Origin of the sequence: Aeromonas fluvialis (genome assembly GCF_000819885.1) — a bacterium.
GTDB lineage: Bacteria > Pseudomonadota > Gammaproteobacteria > Enterobacterales > Aeromonadaceae > Aeromonas > Aeromonas fluvialis.
In genome coordinates this window covers 18,018-43,256 of sequence record NZ_CDBO01000069.1, presented here as the reverse complement: position 1 = coordinate 43,256, position 25,239 = coordinate 18,018, and the positions used below count along the sequence as shown (strand labels likewise).

Sequence of the window (25,239 nt, the reverse complement as noted above, 5' to 3'; positions counted from 1 at the left end):
CCTGTGAGCGGCTTTTTTCGTTTTCAGGGGCGGGGAAATGGCACGTTCCACGTGAAACATCGAATATGGGCATCAGAAGTTCTGGTCACGAAAAGATCGTCGCCACTCGCTGGGGGAGATGGCAAAGCGGGCACGGAAGTGATTGCGCAGGGAGGTGGCACTCTTGAAGCCAACCAGCTCGGCGATGCGGTCGATGGAATGACCGCTCACTTCCAGCAACTCCTGACTGCGCCTGAGCCGTTCTGCCAGCAGCCATTCACCCACCGAGAGGCCGGTTGCCTGATGAAAGCGGCGGGTAAAGGTGCGTCGGCTCATCAGGGTGTGGGCCGCCAGAGAATCCAAAGTATGGGGTTCGGCCAGATGGGCACGCAGTTGATCGAGCAACTGGTTCATCCGGACATCGCGGGTGGAGGCGGGCACCGGCTGCTCGATAAACTGGGCCTGACCCCCTTCCCGGTGGGGCGGGATCACCAGCCGCCGCGCCACCTTGTTGGCGATGGCCGAGCCGTGGTACTGGCGCACCAGATAGAGGCAGCAGTCCAACCCGGCGGCGGTGCCTGCCGAGGTGACCAGCCCTTCGTCATCCACATAGAGGGCGTTGGTATCGAGCTGCACGCAGGGAAAGCGGCGGCAGAAATCCTGTTCGTACTCCCAGTGGGTCGATGCCTTGCGACCATTGAGCAGGCCGGCGTAGGCGAGCACATAGGTACCGAGACAGAGCCCGACCAGTCGGGCACCTCTGGCACTGGCGGCAATCAGGGCATCGAGCAGCTGTGCTGGTGGTCGTGCAGCCGGATCGTGCCAGAAGGGAATAACGATGATCTCCACCTCGGCCAGCACCTCCAGCCCATGGGGAGCCTGAATGGTGAAGCCTTGCGCCGAGTGTGAATGATGGTTGCCATCACCGCAGCAGATCTTGAGCTCGAACAGCGGCTGGCCCGGCAGGATGTCGCCGAAGATGAGGCAGGGGACGGCGCAGTGAAAAGGGCTGAAGTGATCGAAGGTCACCACGGCAACGATCGGGGTGGGCATTATGTTGGCTCCTCTCTGCGCGCAGACCACTCATCATAAACGTCAGGCTGTGAAAGCCGAAGGGCCATGTCTGGCTTGGCCCTCCTGCGGATCACAGCGATATCACCTCGCCATCTTGCGGCACCCGTACCCGATCCGTCATGCCCCGTTCCGCCAGATAGTCGCGCAGCTCCTGGCGCGACAGCACGGCGTGGTTGACCGCCTCCATATGGCTAGCGATCAGCGTGGCCTGCGGTGCGGCCTGATAAACGGCAGCGACATCTCCCTTGCCCATGATGATGGAACCTAGCCCGGGCACCTGTGCATCGCCGCAGTTGAGGATGATGACCTCGGGCTGATGCTGTTGCAGGGCTTGCTCGACCCGGGGATGCCAGATGGTATCACCGGCCAGATAGAGGCACTGCTCATCGGGGTGGGAGAAGACCACACCGCATACCTCTCCCATTCGCTCGCCCAGTACCGCCATCAGTTGATCGCTGCCGTGCTGGCCACCGGTCTGCTGCAGGCGAATGCCGGCAAACTCGGGCTGGTCGCTCAGCAGGCACACATCCTCAAAGCCACTGGCACGAATGGCATCGGCATCTTTCTGATGTTGTACCAAGAGCGGCAGATGTTTGGGGATTAGCGCTCTGGCGGCGTCATCCCAGTGGTCGGGATGGTCGTGGGTGACGATAACGGCATCCACATCGACCAGCTCATCGATCGGCAGCGGCAGCTCGACCAGCGGATTGCGCAGATGGCTGTTGGCGGTGCCCTCAAAGCCGGGGAAGGCCCCCTTGGCAGAGAGCATGGGGTCGATCAGAAAGCGGGTGCCGGCATAGTCGAGCAGCAGGGTGGCGTTGCGAACCTGGGTAATTTTCATGGGGTGGCTCCATGTTGGCTGGTGGATATGCAACCAATTATGGGGTGCGGAGCGAATTGCCATCAGTGGCCCACGGGTCGATTATCATCACTATCGGGCCAACAGGTTGATGTTCACAGACCGGCGCGGCCATTTAAAAAATTTGAAAAAATCCCCTTGAAAGGAAAACGTGAGCCCCTATATAGGTAACAAGGCCGGAACGCTCGACAGAGGTTTCGACCAGGCGCCTGTCCATCAGGAGGGCAAACAATCCGTTATCGCTCACATGAGGGTAATACTATGCGTTCTATCGACTTTTCTCCGCTCTATCGTTCTGCCATCGGTTTCGATCGTCTGGCCAATCTCATCGAATCTGCGGCCAGCAATGGCAATGCCGGTTATCCCCCCTACAACATCGAGCAGTTGGGTGACAACGACTACCGCATCAGCATGGCGGTGGCGGGCTTTACCCAGGAAGAGCTGGAGCTGAGCTTCCAGGAAAATCTGTTGACGGTGAAGGGCAACAAGCAGGCCGACACCGGGCGCAACTATCTCTATCAGGGGATCGCCGAACGTGGTTTCGAGCGCCGCTTCCAGCTGGCCGACTATGTGCGGGTTAAAGGGGCCGACCTGAAAAACGGCTTGCTGCACATCGAGCTGGTGCGTGAAGTGCCCGAGGCGATGAAGCCGCGCAAGATTGAGATTAACGGCTGATAGCCGAACTCACTGAAATTTTAAAATTTCCCGGGTGCCGATGACGGGCCTGTGGAGAGTTGAACCTGTTGCTTATTAGAAGGATAGGATTATGCGTAACCTCGATTTTTCTCATCTCTATTCCAACGCCGTCGGCTTCGAGCGGATGGCCCGTGAGCTGGAAGGTCTGTTCGAGCAGAAGACCGCCGCTTACCCCCCGTACAACATTGAAAAGCGCGATCAGGATGGCTATCGCATCACGGTCGCCGTGGCTGGCTTCGAGCGCGAAGAGCTGGAGCTGGAGACCGAAAACGGCACCCTCAAGGTGAAGGGGCGCAAAGGGGCTGCGGCCGGTGAGCGTCAGTTCCTCCATCAGGGGATTGCCGAGCGTGACTTCGAGCTCGCCTTCAAGCTGAGCCAGCATGTGGAAGTGCAGGGCGCCAAGCTGGAGCATGGTCTGTTGACCATCGATCTGGCTCGCGAGTTGCCGGAGGTGCTCAAGCCCCGCGCCATCCCCATCGGTAAACCCGAGCAGCTGGCGCTGCCCGGCTAAGCAAACCGGATCGCGATAAACAACAAAGGCCTGCATCTGCAGGCCTTTCTGTTTTTGTATTGCTGGATTGAATTAACCAGCGTAGAGGGTGTTGATCTCGTCGGCCAGAATGGCGATGCCACGGCGTACCAGCTCCTCGCTCTGGGAGTAGTTGAGGCGGATGCACTCCTGACTGTGGCGCCACTCCGGGTCATCGATACCGGGGAAGAAGTAATGCCCCGGTACGATCAGCAGGTTCTTCGCCTTCAGTCGCTCGTACAGCTCCTGACAGTGGATCGGCAAGCCTTCAAACCAGAGCCAGAGGAAGAGGGCGCCTTCTGGCTTGTGAATGTGGAAGCGTGGGTCGGGGATCGCTTCGCGCAGCAGCTGCACCGCCAGCTCCGCCTTTTGCTGATAGAAGGGTTTCACCACCTGTTCGCTGAGGGTGATGATCTCGCCGCTCTCAATCATCGGGATGGTGATGGCGGGACCCAGACTGCCCGGTGCCAGATTGATGATGCCGCTCAGGTTGGTGATGGCCTGGATGATCTTCTCGTCGGCGATGACGATGCCGCAGCGGGTGCCTGGCAGGCCCAGCTTGGAGAGGCTCATGCAGAGGATGGTGTTGGCATTCCAGAACGGTTTGGCCTCGCTGAAGATAATGCCCGGGAAGGGGACGCCGTAGGCATTGTCGATCAGCAGCGGGATTCCCTTGTCGCGGGCGATCTGGTCGAGGTGTTCGATCTCTTCGTCGGTCAGCACGTTGCCGGTGGGGTTGGTCGGGCGGGAGACGCAGATCACTCCGATATCGTCACCTACCTGCAGGCTCTCGAAATCCACATGGTATTTAAACTGGCCATCGGGCAGCTTCTCGATGGTGGGCTTGTAGGCCACGAAGTAGTCGTCGGCGAGCGCCGAGTCGGCATAGCCGATGTATTCGGGGGCGAGCGGGAACAGTACCTTCTTCTTGCGGCCATCGGCAAATTCACCGGCCAGCAGGTTGAACAGATAGAAAAAGGCATTCTGGCTGCCGTTGGTCAGGGCGATATTGCGGGCCGAGATATCCCATCCCAGCTCCTTGCTGAGCAGGGCGGCCAGCGCCTTGGTGAATCTGTCTTTGCCCTGCGGGCCATCGTAGTTGACCATCGCTTTGACCAGCTCGCCGTTGTCGAGCAGGCTCTTGGCCTCGGCCTGAAAGCGTTCCAGCATGGCAGGTATCGGGGCCGGATTGCCGCCACCCAGCATGATGGCGTCCGGATTGGTCAGCCCCTGATTGAGGTCATCCATGAGTTGGGTAATACCGGCATGGCGAGTGAACTTCTCGCCGAAAGAGGAAAATTCCATTCGGTGACAGATCCAGAGTCAGTTACGAAGAGGTAGCACCATAGCTCAGTTTAAAAGCGGGTGTCGATCAAAAAGATGAGACGTTTCACGTGGAACATGGTGCAAAAATCAAGTGTGGTTAAAAGCACCAACAGTGCCCTGAGCCTGAACGTGATGGCCAACGAAAACCCGCGGCCCGAGCTGGAGAGTGCCCAGCTGGAGCAGGCTGTGCAGAGCGAGTTGCAACAGGCATCCCACGCCGTGGTGCAGGATGCGCTGCACAATCTCAAGCCGCTGGCGCTGGATACCCTGGTGGTGGAGGCTGTGGCGACTCATCCCGAGAGCTAAGGTAGCGCAGGGGTGTCTGTCCCGTATGTTGTTTGAAGAAGCTGATGAAGGCACTGTCGCTGGCGAACTCCAGTGCAGCGGCAATCCGGCTGATGGACTCGCTTTCTGCCAGCAGCTCCATGGCGCGTAACAGCCGCCACTGCTGACGCCACGACTGATAGCTCATGCCGGTCTCCCGCATGAAGATGCGGCCAATGGTCTTGTCACTGGCACCCACCCGTTCGGCCAGCCGGTTGAGCCGATCGGGCAGGGTATCCCCCCGTTTCAACTGCTGTAGCCAGTCGCCCAGTCTGGTATCGCTCGGTAGCGGCAACTGCCACGACTCCCGCGGCGCTTGCGCCAGCTCCTCCTGCAACAGCGCCAGCGTGCAATGTTGTTCCACCTCCGGCTTGTCCCACGGCCAGAGCACCATCCGCTCGATGATCTCCCGCAGCAGCGGGTTGACCGCCAGCACTGCCATCTCGACCGGCAATCCGGGGGCGGGTTTGAAATAGAGGGAGCGATAAGCCACTACCCCGCGCATCAGCACCCGATGGGGCAGATCTGCCGGCAGCCAGGCGGCCCGCGTCGGCGGAAGCAGGCATACTTGATTGTCCAGCTCAATGGTCATACAGCCGGCCTGGGCGAATAGCAGCTGATGGCGCCTGTGTTGATGGCGGCCAGAGTCGTGCCAGCCGAGGGCGGCGGCGATCCCGATGGCGTTGCCATCGTGCTGGTCCGGGTCAAAAGGGTGATCGGGAAGAATAAAGGCCATATGTCCGATTGTTGATGTTTATAGTCCTGTTTATTGTAATCGGACAATTGGCGACGCTCTAGAATGGCTACCTCTTGTGAAGGAGGTTTGTCATGAATAACAAGTTGCCACCGCTCTGGCTGGTGGTCGGATTGATGATGTTTCCACAGATCGTGGAGACCATCTACAGCCCGGCACTGACCCACATCGCCAGCCAGTTTCAGGTGAGCGAGGGGCAGGCATCCCAGACCCTGTCGGTCTATTTTCTGGCGTTTGCGGTGGGCGTGGTCTGCTGGGGACGGCTCTGCGATCTTATTGGGCGGCGTCCCGCCATGCTGGCGGGCTTGTTTACCTATGGCGTTGGTACCCTGCTAGCGCTGTTGGCCAACCAGTTTGAAATCTTGCTGCTGGCCAGGGTCATATCGGCCTTTGGCGCCGCCGTGGGATCCGTGGTGACCCAGACTATGCTGCGCGACAGTTATCAGGGTAGCGATCTGGCGCGGGTCTTCTCGGTAATGGGGATAGCGCTCTCACTCAGTCCGGTGCTGGGGCTGCTCAGTGGCGGCCAGCTGGCGAACGGGTTCGGCTATCTCGGAGTATTCGGCGGTCTGCTGGTACTGGCGGTAGGTTTGCTGCTGGTGACCTGCTGGCAACTGCCGGAAACCCGTCCGGCCACTACTCAGCGAGCCGCACTCTGGCCGCTGGCATGCCGGATGGTACGTGATACCGATTTGTGGCGCAGTGCCGCTTTAGTGGCGCTGTTCAACACCATGTTGTTTGGTTACTACAGTCTGGCCCCCTTCCTGTTTGCCGGATTAGGATTGAGCACTGGCGAGTTTGGTTACTCGGGGATCTTGCTGGCGCTGGCGACCTTTTTTGGTAGCCTGCTCAACAAACGGCTGCTGGGGTTTGGCTGGTCGCCTGCCTCCCTGATCCGGCTCGCCGCCATGCTGGCGCTGGTTGCCGGATTGTTAGTCTGGGTGAGTCAGGTCAGCCTCTGGTTCCTGCTACCGATGGCGGGGATCGTGGTGGCCTTCGGGCTGGCGATCCCCAACGTGCTGAGTCAGGCGCTGCTGGCCTATCGCGAGGTGGCAGGCAGTGCTGGCGCCCTGTTCGGGCTTGGCTACTACCTGCTGCTCAGTTTGGGATTGGCGGTGGCGGCCGGGTTGCAGGATCTCGGCCTGTTGCTCAGTGGCTGCAGTCTGCTGGCACTGCTTTGCTGCGGGCGCCGTTCCACGTGAAACATCAGTTGCCGTTAAAGCGGTAGCCGATACTTGATTCGGTCTCGATGAGCGCCGGTTGCTGGGGGTTATCCCCCTGCTTCTTGCGCAAGCTGGCGATGACGATGTGCAGATAGTGGGTCTCCTCCTTGTGGCTCGGCCCCAGATGTCGTTGAGCCGCTGGGTCTGCAGCACCAGCAGGCTTTGCTTTGAGGTTGCCTCTGGGTAAAAAGCGGGGGAGGGGTTGGGGGATGAAAAAACCAGCATTGGCCGAATGTCATTCAGATGAGCACTTTTTGATTCATCATTCATACATGTAACTTGAGATGAGTGAGCAAGGCAGTGGTCAGTCAAGCTGACTCCAGCCTTTATCAAGCGCGGCTTGCAGTAGCAAGAGGGAGGCATCATGCCTCCCTCGCTATCACTTATAAATCAGCCATTTTGCCAGAGCTTATCGCATGGTAACGAACTCTTCCGCACTGGTCGGATGGATGGCGACGCAGTTGTCGAAGTCTGCCTTGGTCGCTCCCATCTTCATGGCGACGCCGAAGCCTTGCAGGATCTCGTCCATGGCGAAGCCGATACCGTGCAGGCCGACCACTTTCTCTTCCGGCCCGACGCAGACCAGTTTCATCCGGGTAGGCTGGCGATGCTGGGTCAGCGCCGAGTACATGGCGGTGAACTGGCTGCGGTAGACCTTGACCTGATCTTCACCGTATTCGGCGACGGCTTCCGGCTCGGTCAACCCTATGGTGCCGATGGGCGGGTGGCTGAACACCACGGTCGGCACCAGGTCGTAGTTGAGGTGCTCGCCCGGCTTGTTGTTGAACAGCCGCTCAGAGAGGCGGCGGCCCGCCGCGACAGCCACCGGGGTGAGCTGGATGCGGCCGGTATTGTCACCGACGGCATAGACGTTGGCGACGGCGGTGTTCTGGAACTTGTCGGTCGGGATAAAGCCCTTCTCGTCCAGCTCGATGCCGGCGGCGGCCAGATTGAGGTTGTTGGTGGCCGGGACGCGGCCAATGGCCCAGATCAGGCAGTCGACGGTGAGGTGGCGACCATCTTCCAGCTGCAGGGTCAGGCTCTCATCGGCGTTCTTGACCACAGCTTTCGGAATGGCGTGGGTGTGCAGCTTGGGCCCTTCCTGCGCCATGATCTCCACCAGGGTCTCGTGGATCATGGGATCGAAGTTGCGCAGCGGCGCATGCTTGCGCACCACCAGATGGGTCTCGGAGCCAAGCGCCTGCATCACGCCGGCAATCTCCACCGCGATATAGCCGGCACCCACCACGGCGACCCGCTTGGGCTGCTCTTGCAATTCGAAGAAGCCGTCGGAGTCGATGCCCAGTTTGGCACCCGGAATGGCCGGCACTTCGGGGCGGCCACCAGTGGCGATCAGGATGTGATCGGCCGTGTAGTGCTCGCCATTTACCTCGATGGTGTTGCTGCTGACGAAACGGGCGAAGCCTTTGATCACCGTAATCTGGTTTTTGCCCAGCACGTTCTGATAGGACTGGTGGATGCGGCCGATGTAGGCCTGGCGCGATTCAACCAGCTTGGCCCAGTTGAAGTGGTTGAGGGTTGTGTCAAAGCCGTAGTCGGCGCCATATTTCAGGGCATCGGCGATCTGACCGGCATACCACATAGCCTTCTTCGGCACGCAGCCCACGTTGACGCAGGTTCCACCCAACTCTTTGGCTTCAATTAGGGCAACTTTCTTACCGTACATGGCAGCCCGGTTGGCCGAGGCGATGCCGCCGCTGCCGCCGCCGATGGCGATATAGTCAAAATGCTGTGCCATTGCGAGGTTCTCCGCTCATTAAGAATGCAATCACAGCATGATGGGGATAAAGCGGCTGGCTCACAAGAGCCAGCGCTCAGTTATGTTGGATCGGCAGGCGAATATGGAATTGGGCGCCCTGGCCCGGTTCGCTGGCACAGTTGATGCGACCACGGAGCAGCTGCACCACCAGGTTGTAGATGATGTGGGTGCCCAGACCGCTGCCACCCTGACCCCGTTTGGAGGTGACGAACGGGTCGAAGATGCGCGGCAAGATTTCGGGCGGGATGCCGCGGCCGTTGTCGCTGTAGTCGATCAACAGCTCCTCTCCCTGCTGCTCCACCCTGATGGTGATCTTCTTCGGTTTGTCCCAGTTGTCGAACCCGTGGTTGATGGAGTTGAGGATCAGGTTTGAGTAGATCTGGGTAAAACTGCCCGGGAAGGAGAAGATCGACAGCTTGGAATCGCACTGGATGTCCACTTCACACTGGCTCTTTTTCAGCTTGTGGCCAAGGGAGACCACCACCTGATGGAGGTTGTCGGCGAGGCTGAAGTTGTAACGGGCCTCTGATGATTGGTCGACCGCCACCTGCTTGAAACTGGCGATCAGCTCCGAGGCGCGGCGCAGGTTGCTCTGCAGCAGCTGCATCGACTCATCCAGATTGACGGTGAATTCGTTGAGATAGGATCGCGACAACTGTTTTGAGTCGATATGCAGCTTGAAGTCGGCCACCCGCTCTTGCAGGTAGGAGGAGGCGGTCACGCTGATGCCGATGGGGGTGTTGATCTCGTGTGCCACGCCAGCCACCAGCGAACCGAGGGAGGCCATTTTCTCCGACTCCACCAGGGTCTGCTGGGTCTGTTTCAGATCGTCGTAGGCCTTGCCCAGCTGATCGTTGGCGTCGCTCAGGCTGCGGGTGCGCGCCACCACCTTGCCTTCCAGCTGTTCGTTGAGCTGGATGATCTCCCGCTCGACTTTTTTCAGCTGGGTAATGTCATAACCGAATCCAATCTGGTACTTGAGGTTGAGGCCATCATAGAAGGGGACGAAGGTCCACTGCAGCACCAGCTCATGGTCCTGCTGGTCATGCATGATGACCTCTTTGTCGGCCAGCGAGCCTTCCGCCGCCAGGATATTATTCAGCTCGTCCCGCTGGGCCGGGCTGACAAAGAGATCGAGCCAATTGTGCTGCAGTAGCTCCTGCTGGTGGTAACCGGTCAGCAGGATGGCTGCCGGGTTGATGCTGGCGATGGTGAGATCTGGCTCCATGCAGCAGATGACCATGTTGGCCGAGTTGATCAGGGTGGCAGAGAAGTCTCGTTCCTGTTGCAGCTGTTCGACAGCATGATGGCGGGCAACCAGCTCGTCACGTAGTCGGGTACGCATCTGGTTGAGGGTGGAGACCAACGTATCCAGTTCGTCTTGATGCTTGCGCGGTTGCGAGCGCCCCTCCAGCACCAGCTTCATGTCGAGCCGGTCCAGATTGAATTTCTGGGCGTAGTGGGCGATGCGGTTGATGTGTCTGACCACCAGATAGTAAATGATGATCAGGATACAAAATGAGACCACCAGGGTCTTGATAGTCTGAGTGACCATGATCAGCACCGATTTTTCGATGAGGCGCTGGTAGATTTGGTCGAGGGAGGCGGCAACGAACAGCTTGCCGACGATTTCGCCCTGATAGGTGAGATTGAATTCGCGGGAGATATCGTAGTTCTCCCGCTCCACACCTTGGGCAAGCAGCGGGACTTCCGAGTTGCCGAGCATCTCCTTGACCATCACGAACTGCATATTGGGCAGGTTCATGATCCCTTCTATCTGTACTTTGACCTGCTCTTCATCCAGGTTCCACAGACTGGCGGCGATGGGGTGCAGGAAGGAGGCTTCAATCTGGCCGATGCTGTCTTCGATGACGGCGACATCCTTGCGGTAATCCCAGGCGAGCTGCAGCGCCGTAATGATCATCGCCAATACGGTACTGCACACCAAAATATAGGAGAGCAGGCGATATGATAGCCCGTTTTGGCCCACGGCCTCGGCGGTCTTGGAGAAGAGTCCTGACATGGCGTCCTTGCGGTCTGGATGAGATGTTTTTTTAGTTTAACTGCTTCATGCACTTATGTCGTCTTTCCTGATCCGCATAAAAAGGCCCCGTATCGGGGCCTTCGCGTGTCGTTGATGATCAGTGTCCGCCACTCGCCTTGGGCGGAATAGTTTCGTCGAACACCGGCAACGGTTTGTGCTCGGAAGCCAGATAGGTGTAGATCACCGGCAGCACGAACAGGGTGAACAGGGTACCGATGGCAAGACCCGCCACGATGACGATACCGATACTGAAGCGCTGGGCCGCACCGGCGCCAGCGGCGTAGAGCAGCGGGATCAAACCGGCAATCATGGCGGCAGTGGTCATCAGGATCGGACGCAGACGCACCTTGGCTGCTTGCATCACGGCGTCCATCCGGTTCATGCCGCGCAGCAGCTGCTCTTCCTTCGCCACTTCACAGATCAGGATGCCGTGCTTGGTAATCAGACCCACCAGGGTGATGAGGCCCACCTGGGAGTAGATGTTCATGGTCGCCAGTCCCCATGCCAGGGCAATCAAGGCCCCGCTGATGGCGAGCGGTACAGAGACCATGATAACCAGTGGGTCACGCACCGATTCGAACTGGATCGCCAGCACCAGGAAGATGATGGCCAGTGCCAGCGCGAAGGTGGCATAGAGTGCATTGCCTTCGGTCACGAACTGACGGGCTTCACCCATGAAGTCGTAACGATAGCCTTGCGGCAGCTTCTCGTTGGCGGTGGTCTGGAACCAGTTGATCGCATCACCCATGGCCACGCCCGGCGCCGGTACGGCGCCTATGGTGGCGGAGTTCAGCTGGTTGAAGTGGGGCAGGGCACGGGGCTCGCCAACCACTTCAATGCTGATCAGGCTGCCGAGCGGGATCGACTTGCCGTCTGCGGCCCGCACGTAGTAGCCCTTGATGGACTCCGGATTGAGACGGTACTTGCGCTCGACCTGCGGGATCACCTCGTAGGAGCGGCCATCCAGGTCGATACGGTTGACGTAACCGTCCGCCATCATGGTGCCCATGGTGATGCCGATGTCCTGCATGGTGATGCCGTAGGCCCCCGCCTTGTCCTTGTCGATCCGGATCTTCATGGTGGCCGAATCGTAGTTCAGATCGAGATCCGAATAGACGAACTGACCGTTGCCCTGTGCGGCAGCCAGAATTTCACCGGCCACCAGGAACAGACTTTCGAAGCTGTTCGGGGTGGTGATGACAAACTGGATCGGCAGGCCACTGGACGCTCCCGGCAGCTCAGGGAACTGGAAGGTGGTGATGGCCATGCCCGGGATGTCCTTCACCAGATTGGCGACCCGATCCAGCACCTCTTTCTGGCTCGCTTCACGCTGGCTCCAGGGCACCATGGAGGCGATACCGAACGCCTGGTTGGCGTTGAACACCCCGGAGAAGACCTGGGAGAAGGCGATCTCGGGCTGGTCGTCCAGGATCTTGTTCACATCCGCCATGGTGTTTTCGATGTAGTCCAGGTTGGCGTTGGACGGCGCGGTACCCAGCACCGCCATGACCCCCTTGTCCTCTGACGGTGCCAGCTCGCTCGGGATGAACTTGAACAGCAGCGGCAGGCTGCCGAACACGATGACGGCGAACACCACGATGACGATGCGCTTTTGCATCACCGCATGCAGCATGCTGTCATAGCGATCCGTCATCCGTTCCAGCAGATGGTGGACTGTGCTCTCGAACTTGCCCGGCTGCTCGTTGGCCTTGAGCATCTTGGAGCACATCATCGGCGACAGGGTCAGGGCGATGATGCCCGAGACGAACACGGCGCCGGCCAGCGTCAGGGCAAACTCCTTGAACAGGGAGCCGGTGATACCCCCCATCAGGGCGATAGGGGCGTACACCGCCGCCAGAGTCACCGTCATGGCGATGACGGGCACCGCGATCTCGCGGGTTCCGATAATGGCGGCCCGGAACGGTTCTTCACCCTCCTTGATGTGGCGGTCGACGTTCTCCAGCACCACGATGGCGTCATCCACCACCAGACCGATGGCGAGCACCATGGCCAGCAGGGTCATCAGGTTGATGGAGAAACCGAATATATCCATCATCATCACCACACCGATAAGGCTGAGCGGGATGGTGATGATGGGGATGATGACCGCCCGGAACGAACCGAGGAACAGGGTAATCACCACCAGTACGATGGCGGCGGCCTCCAGGATGGTCTTGATCACCTCCTGGATGGACTCGTTGATGGCGATGGTGGAGTCATACAGGACGTTGGCCTGCATGGTGCTCGGCATGTTGCGCTTGAGATCCGGCAGTAGAGCCAGTACGTCGTGGGCGATGTTGATGGGGTTGGCGGTCGGGGCGGCGTTGATCGCCATGACCACCGCTTCGCGGCCGTTGGCGCTGGCACGATAGATATCGTGGCTCTTCTCGAGGCTGACCTTGGCAATGTCGGAGAGGCGGATCACCTTGCCGTCACGGGTCGCCACCACCAGACGCTTGAGCTCGTCGACATCCTTGACCTGGGTCTCGGCGTTGCCGTTGAACAGGGTGAAGTAACCGGTCGCCTGACCTGTCGCGGACTGATAGTTGTTGCTGTTTAGCACTGTCATCACGTCGCTGGCAGTCAGGTTGAAGGCGGCCATCTTCGCCGGATCCAGCCATACCCGCAGGGCAAACTCGACACCGCCGTACAGATCCACCTTGGAGACCCCGCCGACAGTAAAGAGCTGTGGCTTGATGACCCGCTCCAGATAGTCAGAGATCTGGCTGGAGTTGAGCTCCGGGCTGGTGAAGCCGAGGTAGAGCACTGCCGTGGTAGAGCCGGTGGAGGAGGTGACCGAGGGGTCTTCTGCCTCCTTCGGCAACTGGGAGCGCACCGAGTTGACCTTGGCCAGGATGTCGGACAGCGCAGCGTTAGGGTCGGTGTTGAGTTTCATGAAGGCGGTGATGGTGGAGCTGCCCAGCTGGCTGGAGGAGGTCATGAAGTCGATGTTGTCGGCTTGCGCGACCGCCTGTTCCAGCGGTTGGGTGATGAACCCCTGGATCAGATCGGCACTGGCGCCATAGTAGCTGGTGCTAACGGTGATCACCGTATTGGTCACTTCGGGGTATTCCCGTACCTGCATCTTGAAGATGGCCTGAAAGCCGAGCAAAGCGATCAGGAAGCTGAGCGAGATCGCCAGCACAGGCCGTTTTATAAATATGTCAGTAAATCGCATCGCAGATCTCCGCGCTTACAGCATCGGGGTTTGTGCAGGAACGGCCAACGCATCGTTCTTGACCACGTGCACTTTGGTGTCGTTGCTCAGGCGAACCTGACCCGACAGGACGATCTGGTCACCGGCCTGGATGCCGGAGAGCACATGCACATCGTTACCGCGGCGCTCACCTGCCTTGACCACTACCTGCTTGGCCCGCAGTACTTTCACCTTGTTGCCCTCTTTGTCACTCTCTTCGCTCTCTTTGAGCATGTAGACGTTCTGACCGTAAAGAGTGAAGGAGATGGCGCTTTGCGGGATCACTATCTGATCTTTCACCGTCGGCAGAATGATGCTGGCGCGGGCGAACATACCGGAACGGAGCTGACCGTCGTTGTTCGGAATATCTGCCTGCACCTGGATCAGGCCGCTCTGGTAGTTGACCGCAGGCTCGATGGCGGTGATGTGGCCGTCAAACCGGGTGTGCGGATAGGCATCCACGTTGATCTTGATGGTCTGACCCAGGGTGATATTGGAGATATCGGTCTGAGGCACGGTGAAGCGCAGGCGCATCACACTGGTATCTTCCAGGCGCACGATATCAGTGCCCGGCTGCAGATACTGACCAAGGAAGACGTTGCGCAAGCCGACCACGCCGCTGAACGGGGCGCGTACCTCACGACGGGTAATGGTCGCCTTCAGACTCTCGATATCCGCTTCCAGCGAGCGATAGGCCGCTTCAGCCTCATCCAGCTGCTCTTTGGAGATGGAGTTAGTCTTATAGAGGTTCTGGAAACGATCGAACTTGGCTTTCGCCGCTGGCAGCTTGGCCTGGGAGGCGCGCAGATTGGCCCGCTCCACGGTGGAGTCCAGGCTCAGGAGCAACTGGCCAGCCTTGACCGGTTTGCCCGACTCGAAGGTGATGGAATCAATGGTGCCAGCCAGTTCAGTGGATAGGGTAACCCCTTGATTCGGCTCGATAAAGCCGATTGCTTCGATGGTCGGTACCCAATCCTGCGCCTTGGTCACCATCGCGGTGACAGGGAATTCGGGTTCCGGTCGGTTGGCCATGTACTGGGCAATCATCTTCTGTTTGAATAAATTGAAGCCGATGACGCTGCCAAACAGGGCGATCGCTATCAGCAACATAATGGCCATCCACTTTTTCATGAACAGGCTCCTGAGGTGGAAAGATTGGGGGATAAAATGGCATTCCAGCTGGCCTGGATTGCGGTTTCCAATTGAAGTTCTGTCAGCCTGATGTTGTGTACCCTGCACTGCAGGGCCAGATGCATGACACTGTCCAGGCTCAAAACCTGGAGTGCCCGTATCGGTAAATCAATAAACAGCCCTTGTTCAACGCCAATTTCAAAAAATCGATCCAGAGGGCTCCACGCAGCCAGGATGACTGGGTTGGTCTCCAGTTCGGCCCCTAATGGCGAGCTCTCATACTGTAATTTGCACTTTATTGCGTTGGGTTCATTGACAAAAATGGCATGAATATTGAGCCATAGTTGGCGAAATTGTTGAAATGAAACCTTATCGATCGCTACATCGGCCATGACCATGGGCACACACTGCAAGATAGTGTGCTGATGCAACTGCCGGATCAGATCATCCTTGTCGCCGAAGTAGCGATAGATGGTGCCGGTAGCAACATTGGCCTTCTTGGCAACTTCTGCAATCGACAGACCATGAAAACCCCGTTCACCCAATACATCATGGGCTGCGTTGAAGATACTCTCTTTTTTATCCAGAAGCATCAGCGTACCCCGTGTTTGAATGAACGTTCATTCATTTTAGGTGGGCATGGCATCAAGTCAAGACGACCAGATGGTTTAACGTGGGGATGTGTGCCTTTTTGCCAGGCGACAGGCAGGGAAGTGGAAGATAAACACACAAATTGCATGAAAAACAAACGAACGGCACCTCGGTGACAGAAAAGTGTAGACAAACCAGCAACCATCATTAATAATGCGCCCCGTTCGACAGCGTAGCGCCCGTAGCTCAGCTGGATAGAGCGCTGCCCTCCGGAGGCAGAGGTCACAGGTTCGAATCCTGTCGGGCGCACCATCAAAAGTGCGTCGGTTAAACGGGCGTGTTGTAGAACGAAAACAGCTGTGGTGGCTGTAGCTCAGTTGGTAGAGTCCCGGATTGTGATTCCGGTTGTCGTGGGTTCGAGCCCCATCAGCCACCCCATTTTACAGCTTGTCAGGTACGCGAAGGTGGCGGAATTGGTAGACGCGCTAGCTTCAGGTGTTAGTGCCCCCCGGGTGTGAGGGTTCGAGTCCCTCTCTTCGCACCATACTTGCTGTATGACGAGGATGGCCTGACCGGTCGTCTTTGTTTATTGAAATAAACTATTTTGAAAAAAATAGCCTCGGTGATTAGCGCAGCCCGGTAGCGCATCTGGTTTGGGACCAGAGGGTCAAAGGTTCGAATCCTTTATCACCGACCACATTTAGAAAAACCTCGCTTCGGCGGGGTTTTTTGCTTTATGGCCTCTGTGGTGCCTGTACTCTCTCCCTGTTACGTCTGTTTACACTCTATCCGGGCAGAGCGCCCCGCCTTTCGGTTATGCTTCAGCCTCGAGTCACTGACAACCGGATGTCATCGGCCCATTTCAGGCATTTTCCATGAATAACACCACTTCCTTTGCTTGCGCGCCCATCCTGCTGATCGCCTTGCTGCTGGGAGGTTGTACCATCAAGCCGCCATCAACCGATGAAGTGGTGGACTCAATTGTTTTGCATTCAGCGGAGGAGCGGGTGTTCTCTCCCTTGCTGACCAGCGGCGCTTTTTGTGTCGGAGTGTCCCAACAGCGGTGCTGGCACAGCCCTGCAGCGGAAAAGAGGATCAACTGTTCGAGTGGGATCTGGGGGAGTTGCACCTGCAGGATCTCTGTCTGCAAGCCAAGAGCGACGGCGAGTTGATGCTGGCCCCCCCCCTGTGACGGGCAGCCACAGTGGCAGAAGGATCGATTGTTCAACAGCAAGGTCTCCCGCTGCCTCGATGTGGCCGGGCGCCGCCATACCCCCGGCACGCCACTGCGGCTGGCCGAATGTTACGGCGGGGCGAACCAGAGCTTCAGTTGGAAGCAGCCCACCCCTTGGCTGGAGACCCTGAAAAAACAAAGCCTCACATGGTGAGGCTTTGTTGAATCGGATATCGGGATGAGGAGGCTCAGGCTGCGCTGACGCTCTCCAGCTCGAACAGCTTCTCCAGATAGAGAGCAACGCCATCTTCGTCGGAGGTGAGAGTTTGTTCATACTCCGGCAGCGCCATTTTCAGGCGATCGTGGGCGTTACCCATGACGATGCCGCGACCCACCATGGTCAGCATTTCGAAGTCGTTCATGCCGTCACCGAAGGCGATGGCCTGAGACATCTCCAGCCCGTGTTGCTCCAGCACGGCGCGCACGGCATTGCCCTTGTGAACCCCAGCATGCATCACTTCGAGGCAATCCGGCAGGGAGAAGGTGACGTTGAGCTGGTCACCGTAGCGCTGGTTGAGGTGCGCCTCGATCTTCAGCAGCTTCTCGTGGTCGCCGATGTAGAACACCTTGTTGATCTGCTCTTTCGGTTCCTGCTTCAGGTCATCGACCAGACGGTAGGTGAATCCTGACTCGTCATGGAACTGCAGCAACCAGGGCAGCTCCTCTTCTACTACCCAATCATCACCCTGATAGACGTTGAGATGGATGGATGGGTCACGTTCGAGAGCGATCAGTTCGGCGGCGATGTCAGCTGGCAGCGGCTGGTTGAACACCAGTTTACCCTGTTTGTCATGCACCACGGCACCGTTGGAGGTGATGAGGTAGATATCCAGACCGAGCGCGTCGCGGAAGCTGCGCACATCGACGTGGTGTCGGCCGGTGGCCACCACAAATTTCACGCCCTGCTCCACCAGGCGGCGGACAGTTTCCCGGGTGCGGGAGGATATCTGGTGCTGCTTGTTGAGCAGAGTGCCATCGAGATCGGATACAACAACCTTGAACATCTTTACCTCGGCATCGATTGAAAACAGGGGCAGTTTACCTTAGCCCGCACTGTCACCCCATTTATTTAGGGTTACAAAAAATAGCCAGCTCAGAAGCGGGCGAAAAAGTCGACCATCGCGGTCAGGGCGGGCTGGCGCTTGTCATCGGATTCGATAAACAGCTCGTGCCAGGCCCCCTCGATGCGCAGTGGTTTGCCCCCTTCGCACTTGGCAATCGTGCAGAAGCGATCCTGCGCGGCATTGTCCACCACGCTGTCGTTGCCAGCTTGCAGCACCAGCAGCGGGGTTTTGATGGCGCCCGCATCGGCGATGGCGGCATCGGCACCTGTGATCCCCTGATAAATCCAGTGGGCGGTCGCGCCACCCAGCTTGATCTGCGGCTGCTGTTCGTAGAGCTGGCGGAAGGCCTGATAGCGGGACTGACTGTGAGTCAGCTCGTTGTCGGCAAAGCCGTGATCCTGATAGGCGCCCTGACCGGGGCCGTAGGGAGGTTCGCCAATCCAGCCGCCGACCGTGCCTATCGTGTTCGCCAATCCCTTGGCCAGCCACTTGGGCAGACCGCCGAGATTGATGCCCAGCATGGGGGAGGAGAGCACGGCCGCCTTGATATCATCTGGCCAGCGCTCCAGATAGCGCGCCGAGATGGCACCACCCATGGAGTGGGCCAGCAGGAACAGCTTGGCAGGCTGGTCCACCATGATTATCTGGTCATGAAACTGCTTGAGATCGACCACATAATCGTCGAACTGGTCGACATATCCCTTCTGCGGGTCATCCAGCATCCTGTCGGACATCCCCTGACCGCGATGGTCGATGAGATAGAGGCTGTAGCCCTGACGCCAGAGATCCCACGCCAGCTCCTGATACTTGAGATAGCTCTCTACCCGGCCGTTGACGATGAGGATGGCGCGATCGACCTTGGCTTGCCGTAGGGCAGCATAACGGATGGTCACCCCACCCTTGCCCTTGAACTCTCCTTCAACCGCATGCTGGCGCCAGAAGTCGGGCAGGGTCTGCTGGTAGAGGCTCGGTACATCGGCTTCGCTGGTGAGCGGATAGGTATTGGTCACGGCAAGGGTTCCGGCAGAAAACAGGGTCAGGGCCAACAGGGAAAGAGAGAGAGGTTTCATCAGGCACACTCCTGTAGCCAATGGTGATAAAGGACAGCGATATCCCCCGAGCAGAGCAGCGCCATGCTGGCTTGCAAGCGGGGCAGGGGCCAGTCCCACCACTGCATCTCTTGCAGCATGGTGATCTGCTCATCACTGAAGCGGTGGCGGATCGGCTGGGCCGGGTTGCCGCCGACTATGGTGTAAGGGGCCACATCCTTGGTCACCACGGCGCGGCTGGCGATGACGGCGCCATCACCTATGGTGATGCCGGGCATGATCATCGCTTCCGAGCCGATCCAGACATCGTTGCCAATCCGGGTGTCCCCCTTGCGCAGAAAGCCGCTGCGAGCCCCTTCACCAAAGGTGTCGGGGTTGAACGGGAAAGTGGAGACCCAATCCAGCCGGTGGCCCTGATTGCCCGCCAACATGAAGGTGGCGCCCGAGCCGATGGAGCAGAACTTGCCGATGATCAGCCGATCTACCTCGCCCGAGAGGCCGCTCTCCCAGGTGTCGCGGGTCGAGCCATCGCCGAGCAGGTAGCGGACGCAGTGCTCCTCGAACGGCTTGCCGTGGTAGTAGCCGGAGTAGTAGCTGTAGTCGCCGGCCTCTATGTTCGGATTGGTCAGGTGATCCTTGATGATTTGCGATTCCAGCCAGCTGCCAAAAGGGTTCTCCATCACTCCTCCTGCGGATCGTCCTGCTCGCTCTGCTGCACCCACCCTTTGCGGGTCAGCTGCATCCGCTGCCACCACTCTTCGTCCGCCAAAATTTCACCGGCCGGGCCTAGCTGGGGGTAGGGCATATCTTTCTCTTTGCAGAGCTGGGCATAGATAGGATAACCCCCCTCGAACAGTATGCTGTTCTGCTCTTCCAGCGCGAGCGGGCAGCCACGCTGATAGCAACCGGCCAGCTCGCGCTGGCGCTGGGCCTCGTAGAGAATGGCTGCGGTGGCCACCGAGACGTTGAGAGACTGCACCATGCCTACCATAGGGATGACGATATGGTGATCGGCCAACGCCAGCGCCTCTTCACCGATACCGTGTTTCTCCTGGCCCACCAGAATGGCGGTCGGTTTGGTGTAGTCGATGGTGCGAAAGTCCACCGAGCTCTCCGACAGGTGGGTCGCCACGATTTGCATGCCGGAGGCTTTCAGTTCGGCTACTGCGCTGCCGATGTCCGGGTGCAGCTTTACATCTACCCAGTTCTGGCTGCCGCGGGCGGTGCCCTTGCGCTTGTGGATCCAGGTTTTGGGCCAGACGGCGTGAACCCGGTGGATGCCGATGGCATCGGCGGTGCGCACGATGGCGGCCAGATTGTGAGGTTTATGCACCTCTTCCATACAGACGGTCAGATCGAGCTGACGCTGGGCCAGCATGTCGGTGATGCGCTTGAAGCGTTCGGGAGTCATATCAGTTTCTATGCAGTGAGGTTTGTGCACGCATATCTTGCATACAGACGGTCAAATCGAGCTGGTACTGTACTAACGTGTCGGTGATTCGCTTGAAGCGTTCGGGGGTCATTGCTTGTCTCTATCAAAGCAGCAGGCGGCTTGCGCCGCCTGTGTTCAGTTCTTCTGTCGGCTCACCTTGAGCACGTTGGGCATCACGCGGATCTTGCGCATGATGTTGGCCAGGTGGATGCGGCTCTTGGTGGTGATGAGCAGGCTGACCTGATAGACCCGGCCATCCTTCTCTTCGGTGCTGATGGCGTGAATGTTGGCGCCAGTGGCGGCAATCACGTTGGCCAGCTCGGCCAGCGCACCCTGATGATTGATGATCTCGATGCTGATGCCGGTGCGGAACTCTTGTTCCTGCTCCTTGTCCACTTCCCACTGCACCGGCAGGTACTTGTCCGGCTCCTTGCTGTAGCCCTTGATGTTGCGGCAGGCTTCCTGGTGGATCACCAAACCCTTGCCCGGGCTAATGTGGGCGATGATGGCATCCCCCGGGATCGGGCGGCAGCAGTTGGCGAAGGTGACCAGCATGCCGTCGGCACCCTTGATCGGCATCTTCTTGCTGCTGGATTTGGGTTGTTCTTCCGGCGGCAGTTCATCCCCCAGCATGCGGCGCGCCACCATGACGCTCATGGCGTTGCCGAGGCCCACATCGGCCAGCAGCCCCTGCAGGTTCTCATGCTTGGTGTCGGCCAGCACCTGCTTGATCCGTGGCTCGGGGATATCTTCGATGTTCTTGGCGCCCAGCGCGTGGTTGAGCAGGCGGCGACCCAGCACCACCGACTCTTCGGTGCGCAGGTTCTTGAGGAACTGGCGGATCTTGGAGCGAGCCTTGGTGGTCACTACGAAGTTGAGCCAGGCCGCGTTGGGACGCGCCCCCGGTGCCGTGATGATCTCCACCGTCTGACCCGAGTGCAGCGGGCTGCTGAGCGGGTAGGGATGGCGGTCGACCCGGGAGCCGACGCAGGCGTGACCGATGTCGGTGTGCACCGTATAGGCGAAGTCCACCGGCGTGGCACCTGCGGGCAGCTCCATGATGCGCCCTTCGGGGGTAAAAACGTAGATTTCGTCGGGGAAGAGGTCGGTCTTGACCCCTTCGATAAATTCAAAGGAGCTGCCGGCGCTCTGCTGCAGCTCAAGCAGGCTCTGCATCCAGCGCTGGGCGCGGATCTGGGCGGTAGTGCCCGAGCTGTCGCCATCCTGCTTGTAGGCCCAGTGGGCGGCAACCCCTTTATCGGCCATCTGGTCCATGAATTCGGTGCGGATCTGCACCTCCACCGGTACCCCGTGCGGTCCCACCAGCGAGGTGTGCAGCGACTGGTAGCCGTTGGTCTTGGGGATGGCGATGTAATCCTTGAAGCGGCCGGGGCGGGGTTTGTAGAGGCTGTGCATCTGCCCCAGCACCCGGTAACAGGTATCTATGTCTTTCACCTTGACCCGAAAGGCGTAGACATCCATTACCTCATGAAATTGCAGCTCTTTTTTCTCCATCTTGTTGTAGATAGAGAAGAGATTCTTCTCGCGGCCACTGACCTGGTGCTCGATCCCCGCCTCTTTCAGGCGGCCGCTGATTTCGCTCTGGATAGAGTCGATGATCTCCCGGCGATTGCCACGGGCGCGCCGTACCGATTCGCGCAACACGCGGGATCGCATCGGATAGAGCGCCTCGAAGCCCAGCTCTTCCAGCTCGTTCTTCATGGTGTGAATACCGAGGCGGTTGGCGATGGGGGCGAAGATCTCGAGGGTTTCCCTGGCGATGCGGCGGCGCTTGTCTGGTCGCAGAGAGCCCAGGGTGCGCATATTGTGGGTGCGGTCGGCCAGTTTGATCAGAATGACCCGGATATCCTGGGTCATGGCCATCATCATCTTGCGAAAGTTTTCCGCCTGGGCCTCTTTGCGATCGCGAAACTTGAGCTTGTCGAGCTTGGATACGCCGGAGACCAGTTCGGCGACGGCATCGCCAAACTGTTCGGCCAGGTCGGCCTTGGTGATGGGAGTATCTTCGATGACATCGTGCAGCACGGCGGCCATCAGAGTTTCATGATCGAGGCGCATGTCACCCAGGATTCGGGCCACGGCAACCGGATGGGTGATATAGGGCTCGCCGCTGGAACGCATCTGCCCCTGGTGGGCATCACGGGCCACCACATAGGCTTGCTTGAGCTTCTCAACCTGCTCTGGCTGCAGGTAGGAACTGGCTATTTCTTTAAGGTTTTCAAATAAATACAAGACAGTCCCCGCGGCGGTAAAACGCCTATTCGTGGAATTGAGGGTAGAGCCCTGAGTTTGCGAGGTTTTCGAGCGGTTGTAAATGGGGATGAACAGTCGGCACCCGGGCGGGTACCGACTATGGGAAATGACGGACTTAACCGCGGCCTTCGGCGATGGCAGCGACGGCAGCCAGCTCGGCAGCCTCCTGCTCTTGCTGCTCGTAACGGTCCTGGGTGTCCATCACTTGATTGTTCACCAGACCCAGCTCGATCTCACGCAGGGCGATCACGGTCGGCTTGTCGTTCTCTTCGTCGACCAGGGGATCTTTACCTTGAACCGCGATTTGACGGGCGCGGCGCGCGGCGACCAGCACCAGGTCAAAACGGTTACCTACCTGTTTTACAGCATCTTCTACAGTAACGCGTGCCATGCAGGACTCCAGTTATGTGGGCTTTCTGTATTCAGAAAAGCAGTGTTTAAAAATGACGCAAAAGTTTACTCGTTTTTGACTTACTCTGCCAGTAACTGTTGCAGCAAGTTTTGTTGTGCCTGCTGTTGCTGGCGCATCTCCAGCCGCTGGCACTCGATGATGGCTCTGAGCTGGAACAGGGCCTGCTCGAACTCTTCATTAATAATGACATAATCATATTCGTCGTAGTGCACCATTTCGGCAATGGCTTTCGCCATCCGGCCGGCGATTACCTCGGCGCTGTCCTGACCGCGACCTATCAGACGGCGCTCCAGCTCCTCACGACTGGGGGGCAGGATGAAGATGGATTTGGTTGGCATCTGCGCGCGGATTTGGCGGGCACCCTGCCAGTCGATATCGAGGAACACGTCGATACCTTGTGCCAGAGAGGCTTCGATGGCGGCGCGGGAGGTGCCGTAGTAGTTGCCGAACACTTCGGCCCACTCCAGAAAATCGCCGCGAGCGATCAGCTCCTTGAACTCCTCCACATGCACGAAGTGGTAGTGTACGCCGTTCTCTTCACCCGGACGGGTGGCGCGGGTAGTGTGGGAGACCGACAGTTTCATCATGCCAGCAGCATTATGTTGGGTCAGCAAGGCATTGAGCAGACTGGATTTACCCGCGCCGCTCGGAGAAGAGATGATATAGAGAGTGCCTTGTTGCGCCATATTATTACCTTTAATCGAAACCGCTGTTTTGGTTGTAGCAGAGACCGCCGTCTTGTGCCCGAAAGGGAGACAGCCAAACGCAAAACGCGGAAAATTCTTGAGTCAGGAGGATGTAAAGGCGGCGAATTTTACCAGAATGCGGCGAATAAAAAAACGGCCGGAATCATATTCCAGCCGATCAAAGTATTCGTAGCTTGCTGCGGGAGCGTAACCCACATCAGCCTGCATTGTGCCTTTGGCTGAGGGCAGAGGCTATCAGGTTATCCCTGCCTGATGGCTCGAAATTCCCGAGTTACCACTGTCAGAGTGGTGAATGCGGCAACTGGTGATCGGCGCAGAGCCGGTCAAAGGCGGCGATCACCTGCTCGCGGGTGATCTTGCGCATGGCCTCCGGGTCCTTGAGGCGGGTGCGCCAGCTCAGTTCGGCCAGCGGCTTGCCGGTCTCCTGCTCGACCAGATCCTGATAGACGCTGACCACATAGTCGCGGCACAGATAGGGGCCGGTACGTGCAGGATTGTGGTGGGCATAGAGGCCGATCACCGGCGTACCGACCAGGGTCGCCATGTGAGTGGGGCCGGTATCGGGGGCCAGCACCAGACTCGCTTCGCCAATCAGCGCCAGCAGTTGTTTGAGGTTGGTCTGTCCCACCAGGTCGGCCGGTTTACTCTGGCTCAGCTGCTGGATCTCGGCGGCCAGATCCCGTTCCAGTTTGGCCGGTCCGCCACAGAGATAGACCTGAAAGCCCTTGCTGGCGGCGTGATCTGCCAGCGCAGCATAGCCTGCGGCAGTCCAGTTCTTGAACGCCTTGCTGGCGGCGGCGCAGATCAGCAGGGTCGGTTTGCCGCCAATCTTCTCCTTTGCCCACGTCTGATGTTCGGCGCTGATGGGCAGTTGCCAGTCCGGGGTCAGATCCCTGATGCCGAGCTCTTTGGCGAAGGCGAGGAAACCGTCCAGCACATGGGGGGAGGCGGGAGATGGCACCTTGTGGTTGGTGAACAGCCACTGACCGTCGTTGGCCCGCTCCTTGTCGAAACCGAGTTTGATGTTTGCCCGGATGCCGAGGGTGGCAATGCTGGCCCGCATCGCCGCCTGCAGGTGGAGCAGGGCATCGAATTTGCGGCCCTTGAGGGTCTGCCAGAGATCGCGGTAGCCGCGCCACCCCTTGCTCTTGTCGAAGGGGATCACCTCGACCCCGGGCAGATCGGCAAACAGGGTGGCCTCGATTTTGCCGGTAATCCAAGTGATGCGGGTCTGTGGCCACTCCCGCTGGATAACGCGCACCAGCGCCAGTGCGTGGCAGCAATCCCCGATGGCGGAGAGCCGCAGGATGCAGATGGAGGAGGGGGGCGTTTGAAATAGCGGCATGATGTGGCGCACGGCTGGCAAAAAGGGTGGATGGCATTATGCAAACTCCCCTCTGGATTGTAAAATTGCGCACAATCATCAGCCAGGATCGGCCAGGCCAAGTGCCATGACCAATTTCTGTAAGTCGCTGATAAAAGACACTATTGCGGGCATGCCAGCGCGGCAGCCTCATCGCTAATTGAAAAATTGCGATCCATGACCCACCGAGCGGGATCT

General features: G+C 58.7%; 21 protein-coding genes, 4 tRNA genes and 2 pseudogenes. 9 read left to right on the top strand and 18 right to left on the bottom strand.

Features of this window, described 5'->3' with window-relative positions; genetic code table 11:
• Window positions 1-72: 72 nt before the first annotated feature.
• Window positions 73-1,032, bottom strand: a complete 960-nt coding sequence (locus BN1125_RS15460) for a helix-turn-helix domain-containing protein (protein ID WP_042013321.1) — start codon at window positions 1,030-1,032, stop codon at window positions 73-75.
• 91 nt (window positions 1,033-1,123) lie between these two features.
• The gene (locus BN1125_RS15455) at window positions 1,124-1,894 is read right to left on the bottom strand and encodes an MBL fold metallo-hydrolase (RefSeq protein WP_042013319.1); all 771 of its coding nucleotides are present in this window, start codon (window positions 1,892-1,894) and stop codon (window positions 1,124-1,126) included.
• 279 nt (window positions 1,895-2,173) lie between these two features.
• Between BN1125_RS15455 and BN1125_RS15450 the strand changes: the two genes are divergently transcribed.
• Both BN1125_RS15450 and BN1125_RS15445 read left to right on the top strand, forming a co-directional pair.
• Complete coding sequence (locus BN1125_RS15450; protein ID WP_005339298.1) at window positions 2,174-2,587, top strand: Hsp20 family protein; 414 nt, start codon at window positions 2,174-2,176, stop codon at window positions 2,585-2,587.
• A 91-nt stretch (window positions 2,588-2,678) separates the two neighbouring features.
• Window positions 2,679-3,119: an Hsp20 family protein gene (locus tag BN1125_RS15445; RefSeq protein WP_042013318.1), complete on the top strand. Its 441-nt coding sequence runs from the start codon at window positions 2,679-2,681 to the stop codon at window positions 3,117-3,119.
• A 72-nt stretch (window positions 3,120-3,191) separates the two neighbouring features.
• Here the strand turns inward: BN1125_RS15445 and BN1125_RS15440 are convergent, their stop codons facing one another.
• Window positions 3,192-4,442, bottom strand: a complete 1,251-nt coding sequence (locus BN1125_RS15440) for a valine--pyruvate transaminase (RefSeq protein ID WP_042013317.1) — start codon at window positions 4,440-4,442, stop codon at window positions 3,192-3,194.
• Between the two features lie 96 nt (window positions 4,443-4,538).
• Between BN1125_RS15440 and BN1125_RS15435 the strand changes: the two genes are divergently transcribed.
• On the top strand, window positions 4,539-4,769 hold the full coding sequence (locus tag BN1125_RS15435) for a hypothetical protein (RefSeq protein WP_042013316.1): 231 nt from the start codon (window positions 4,539-4,541) through the stop codon (window positions 4,767-4,769).
• On the opposite strand, the gene BN1125_RS15430 is transcribed toward BN1125_RS15435, so the two are convergent.
• On the bottom strand, window positions 4,708-5,523 hold the full coding sequence (locus BN1125_RS15430) for an AraC family transcriptional regulator (protein WP_042013315.1): 816 nt from the start codon (window positions 5,521-5,523) through the stop codon (window positions 4,708-4,710). The two genes, BN1125_RS15435 and BN1125_RS15430, sit on opposite strands and share 62 nt — an antisense overlap.
• A 92-nt stretch (window positions 5,524-5,615) precedes the next feature.
• Between BN1125_RS15430 and BN1125_RS15425 the strand changes: the two genes are divergently transcribed.
• Window positions 5,616-6,743, top strand: a complete 1,128-nt coding sequence (locus tag BN1125_RS15425; protein WP_042013314.1) for a multidrug effflux MFS transporter — start codon at window positions 5,616-5,618, stop codon at window positions 6,741-6,743.
• A 4-nt stretch (window positions 6,744-6,747) separates the two neighbouring features.
• Here the strand turns inward: BN1125_RS15425 and BN1125_RS18705 are convergent.
• The 6 genes and pseudogenes from BN1125_RS18705 to BN1125_RS15400 form a co-directional block, all read right to left on the bottom strand.
• Window positions 6,748-6,920: pseudogene (locus BN1125_RS18705) on the bottom strand (winged helix-turn-helix domain-containing protein); the annotation flags it as partial.
• A 253-nt stretch (window positions 6,921-7,173) separates the two neighbouring features.
• Entirely contained in the window at window positions 7,174-8,523 is a 1,350-nt protein-coding gene (gorA, locus tag BN1125_RS15420; RefSeq protein ID WP_042013313.1) for a glutathione-disulfide reductase, read from the bottom strand.
• A gap of 76 nt (window positions 8,524-8,599) precedes the next feature.
• Window positions 8,600-10,567, bottom strand: a complete 1,968-nt coding sequence (locus BN1125_RS15415) for an ATP-binding protein (protein ID WP_042013312.1) — start codon at window positions 10,565-10,567, stop codon at window positions 8,600-8,602.
• Window positions 10,568-10,685: 118 nt separating this feature from the next.
• Window positions 10,686-13,766: a multidrug efflux RND transporter permease subunit gene (locus BN1125_RS15410; protein WP_042013311.1), complete on the bottom strand. Its 3,081-nt coding sequence runs from the start codon at window positions 13,764-13,766 to the stop codon at window positions 10,686-10,688.
• 15 nt (window positions 13,767-13,781) lie between these two features.
• Complete coding sequence (locus BN1125_RS15405; protein WP_042013310.1) at window positions 13,782-14,915, bottom strand: efflux RND transporter periplasmic adaptor subunit; 1,134 nt, start codon at window positions 14,913-14,915, stop codon at window positions 13,782-13,784.
• A complete protein-coding gene (locus BN1125_RS15400) occupies window positions 14,912-15,508 on the bottom strand; it encodes a TetR/AcrR family transcriptional regulator (protein WP_042013309.1) in 597 nt (198 codons plus the stop codon). Before BN1125_RS15400 ends, BN1125_RS15405 begins: the two co-directional genes overlap by 4 nt.
• A 233-nt stretch (window positions 15,509-15,741) precedes the next feature.
• On the opposite strand from BN1125_RS15400, the gene BN1125_RS15395 reads away from it, so the two are divergent.
• The 5 genes and pseudogenes from BN1125_RS15395 (at window position 15,742) to BN1125_RS15375 (ending at window position 16,894) form a co-directional block, all read left to right on the top strand.
• Window positions 15,742-15,818 (top strand) — tRNA-Arg (locus tag BN1125_RS15395).
• A gap of 50 nt (window positions 15,819-15,868) precedes the next feature.
• Window positions 15,869-15,944: transfer RNA gene (locus tag BN1125_RS15390), tRNA-His, on the top strand.
• 20 nt (window positions 15,945-15,964) lie between these two features.
• Window positions 15,965-16,050: transfer RNA gene (locus tag BN1125_RS15385), tRNA-Leu, on the top strand.
• A 76-nt stretch (window positions 16,051-16,126) separates the two neighbouring features.
• A tRNA-Pro gene (locus BN1125_RS15380) sits at window positions 16,127-16,203 on the top strand.
• A gap of 178 nt (window positions 16,204-16,381) precedes the next feature.
• Window positions 16,382-16,894, top strand: a pseudogene (locus tag BN1125_RS15375) (ricin-type beta-trefoil lectin domain protein).
• Window positions 16,895-16,928: 34 nt separating this feature from the next.
• Here BN1125_RS15375 and BN1125_RS15370 read toward each other — a convergent pair.
• The 8 genes from BN1125_RS15370 to BN1125_RS15330 form a co-directional block, all read right to left on the bottom strand.
• A complete protein-coding gene (locus tag BN1125_RS15370) occupies window positions 16,929-17,744 on the bottom strand; it encodes a Cof-type HAD-IIB family hydrolase (protein WP_042013308.1) in 816 nt (271 codons plus the stop codon).
• 89 nt (window positions 17,745-17,833) lie between these two features.
• Window positions 17,834-18,874, bottom strand: coding sequence for an alpha/beta fold hydrolase (locus tag BN1125_RS15365; protein WP_042013307.1), 1,041 nt, complete (start codon window positions 18,872-18,874; stop codon window positions 17,834-17,836).
• A complete protein-coding gene (locus BN1125_RS15360; RefSeq protein WP_042013306.1) occupies window positions 18,874-19,533 on the bottom strand; it encodes a CatB-related O-acetyltransferase in 660 nt (219 codons plus the stop codon). The genes BN1125_RS15365 and BN1125_RS15360 overlap by 1 nt, the downstream gene beginning before the upstream one ends.
• A complete protein-coding gene (gene trmH / locus BN1125_RS15355) occupies window positions 19,533-20,264 on the bottom strand; it encodes a tRNA (guanosine(18)-2'-O)-methyltransferase TrmH (RefSeq protein ID WP_042013305.1) in 732 nt (243 codons plus the stop codon). The genes BN1125_RS15360 and trmH overlap by 1 nt, the downstream gene beginning before the upstream one ends.
• A 156-nt stretch (window positions 20,265-20,420) precedes the next feature.
• Window positions 20,421-22,538: a bifunctional GTP diphosphokinase/guanosine-3',5'-bis pyrophosphate 3'-pyrophosphohydrolase gene (gene spoT, locus BN1125_RS15350; protein WP_042013304.1), complete on the bottom strand. Its 2,118-nt coding sequence runs from the start codon at window positions 22,536-22,538 to the stop codon at window positions 20,421-20,423.
• A gap of 136 nt (window positions 22,539-22,674) precedes the next feature.
• Window positions 22,675-22,950, bottom strand: a complete 276-nt coding sequence (gene rpoZ / locus BN1125_RS15345; RefSeq protein ID WP_005307060.1) for a DNA-directed RNA polymerase subunit omega — start codon at window positions 22,948-22,950, stop codon at window positions 22,675-22,677.
• A gap of 80 nt (window positions 22,951-23,030) precedes the next feature.
• Entirely contained in the window at window positions 23,031-23,657 is a 627-nt protein-coding gene (gmk, locus tag BN1125_RS15340) for a guanylate kinase (protein WP_042013303.1), read from the bottom strand.
• Window positions 23,658-23,958: 301 nt separating this feature from the next.
• Window positions 23,959-25,035 (bottom strand): glycosyltransferase family 9 protein, encoded by a 1,077-nt coding sequence (locus BN1125_RS15330; RefSeq protein WP_084202329.1) that lies wholly within the window; start codon window positions 25,033-25,035, stop codon window positions 23,959-23,961.
• Between the last annotated feature and the right edge of the window lie 204 nt (window positions 25,036-25,239).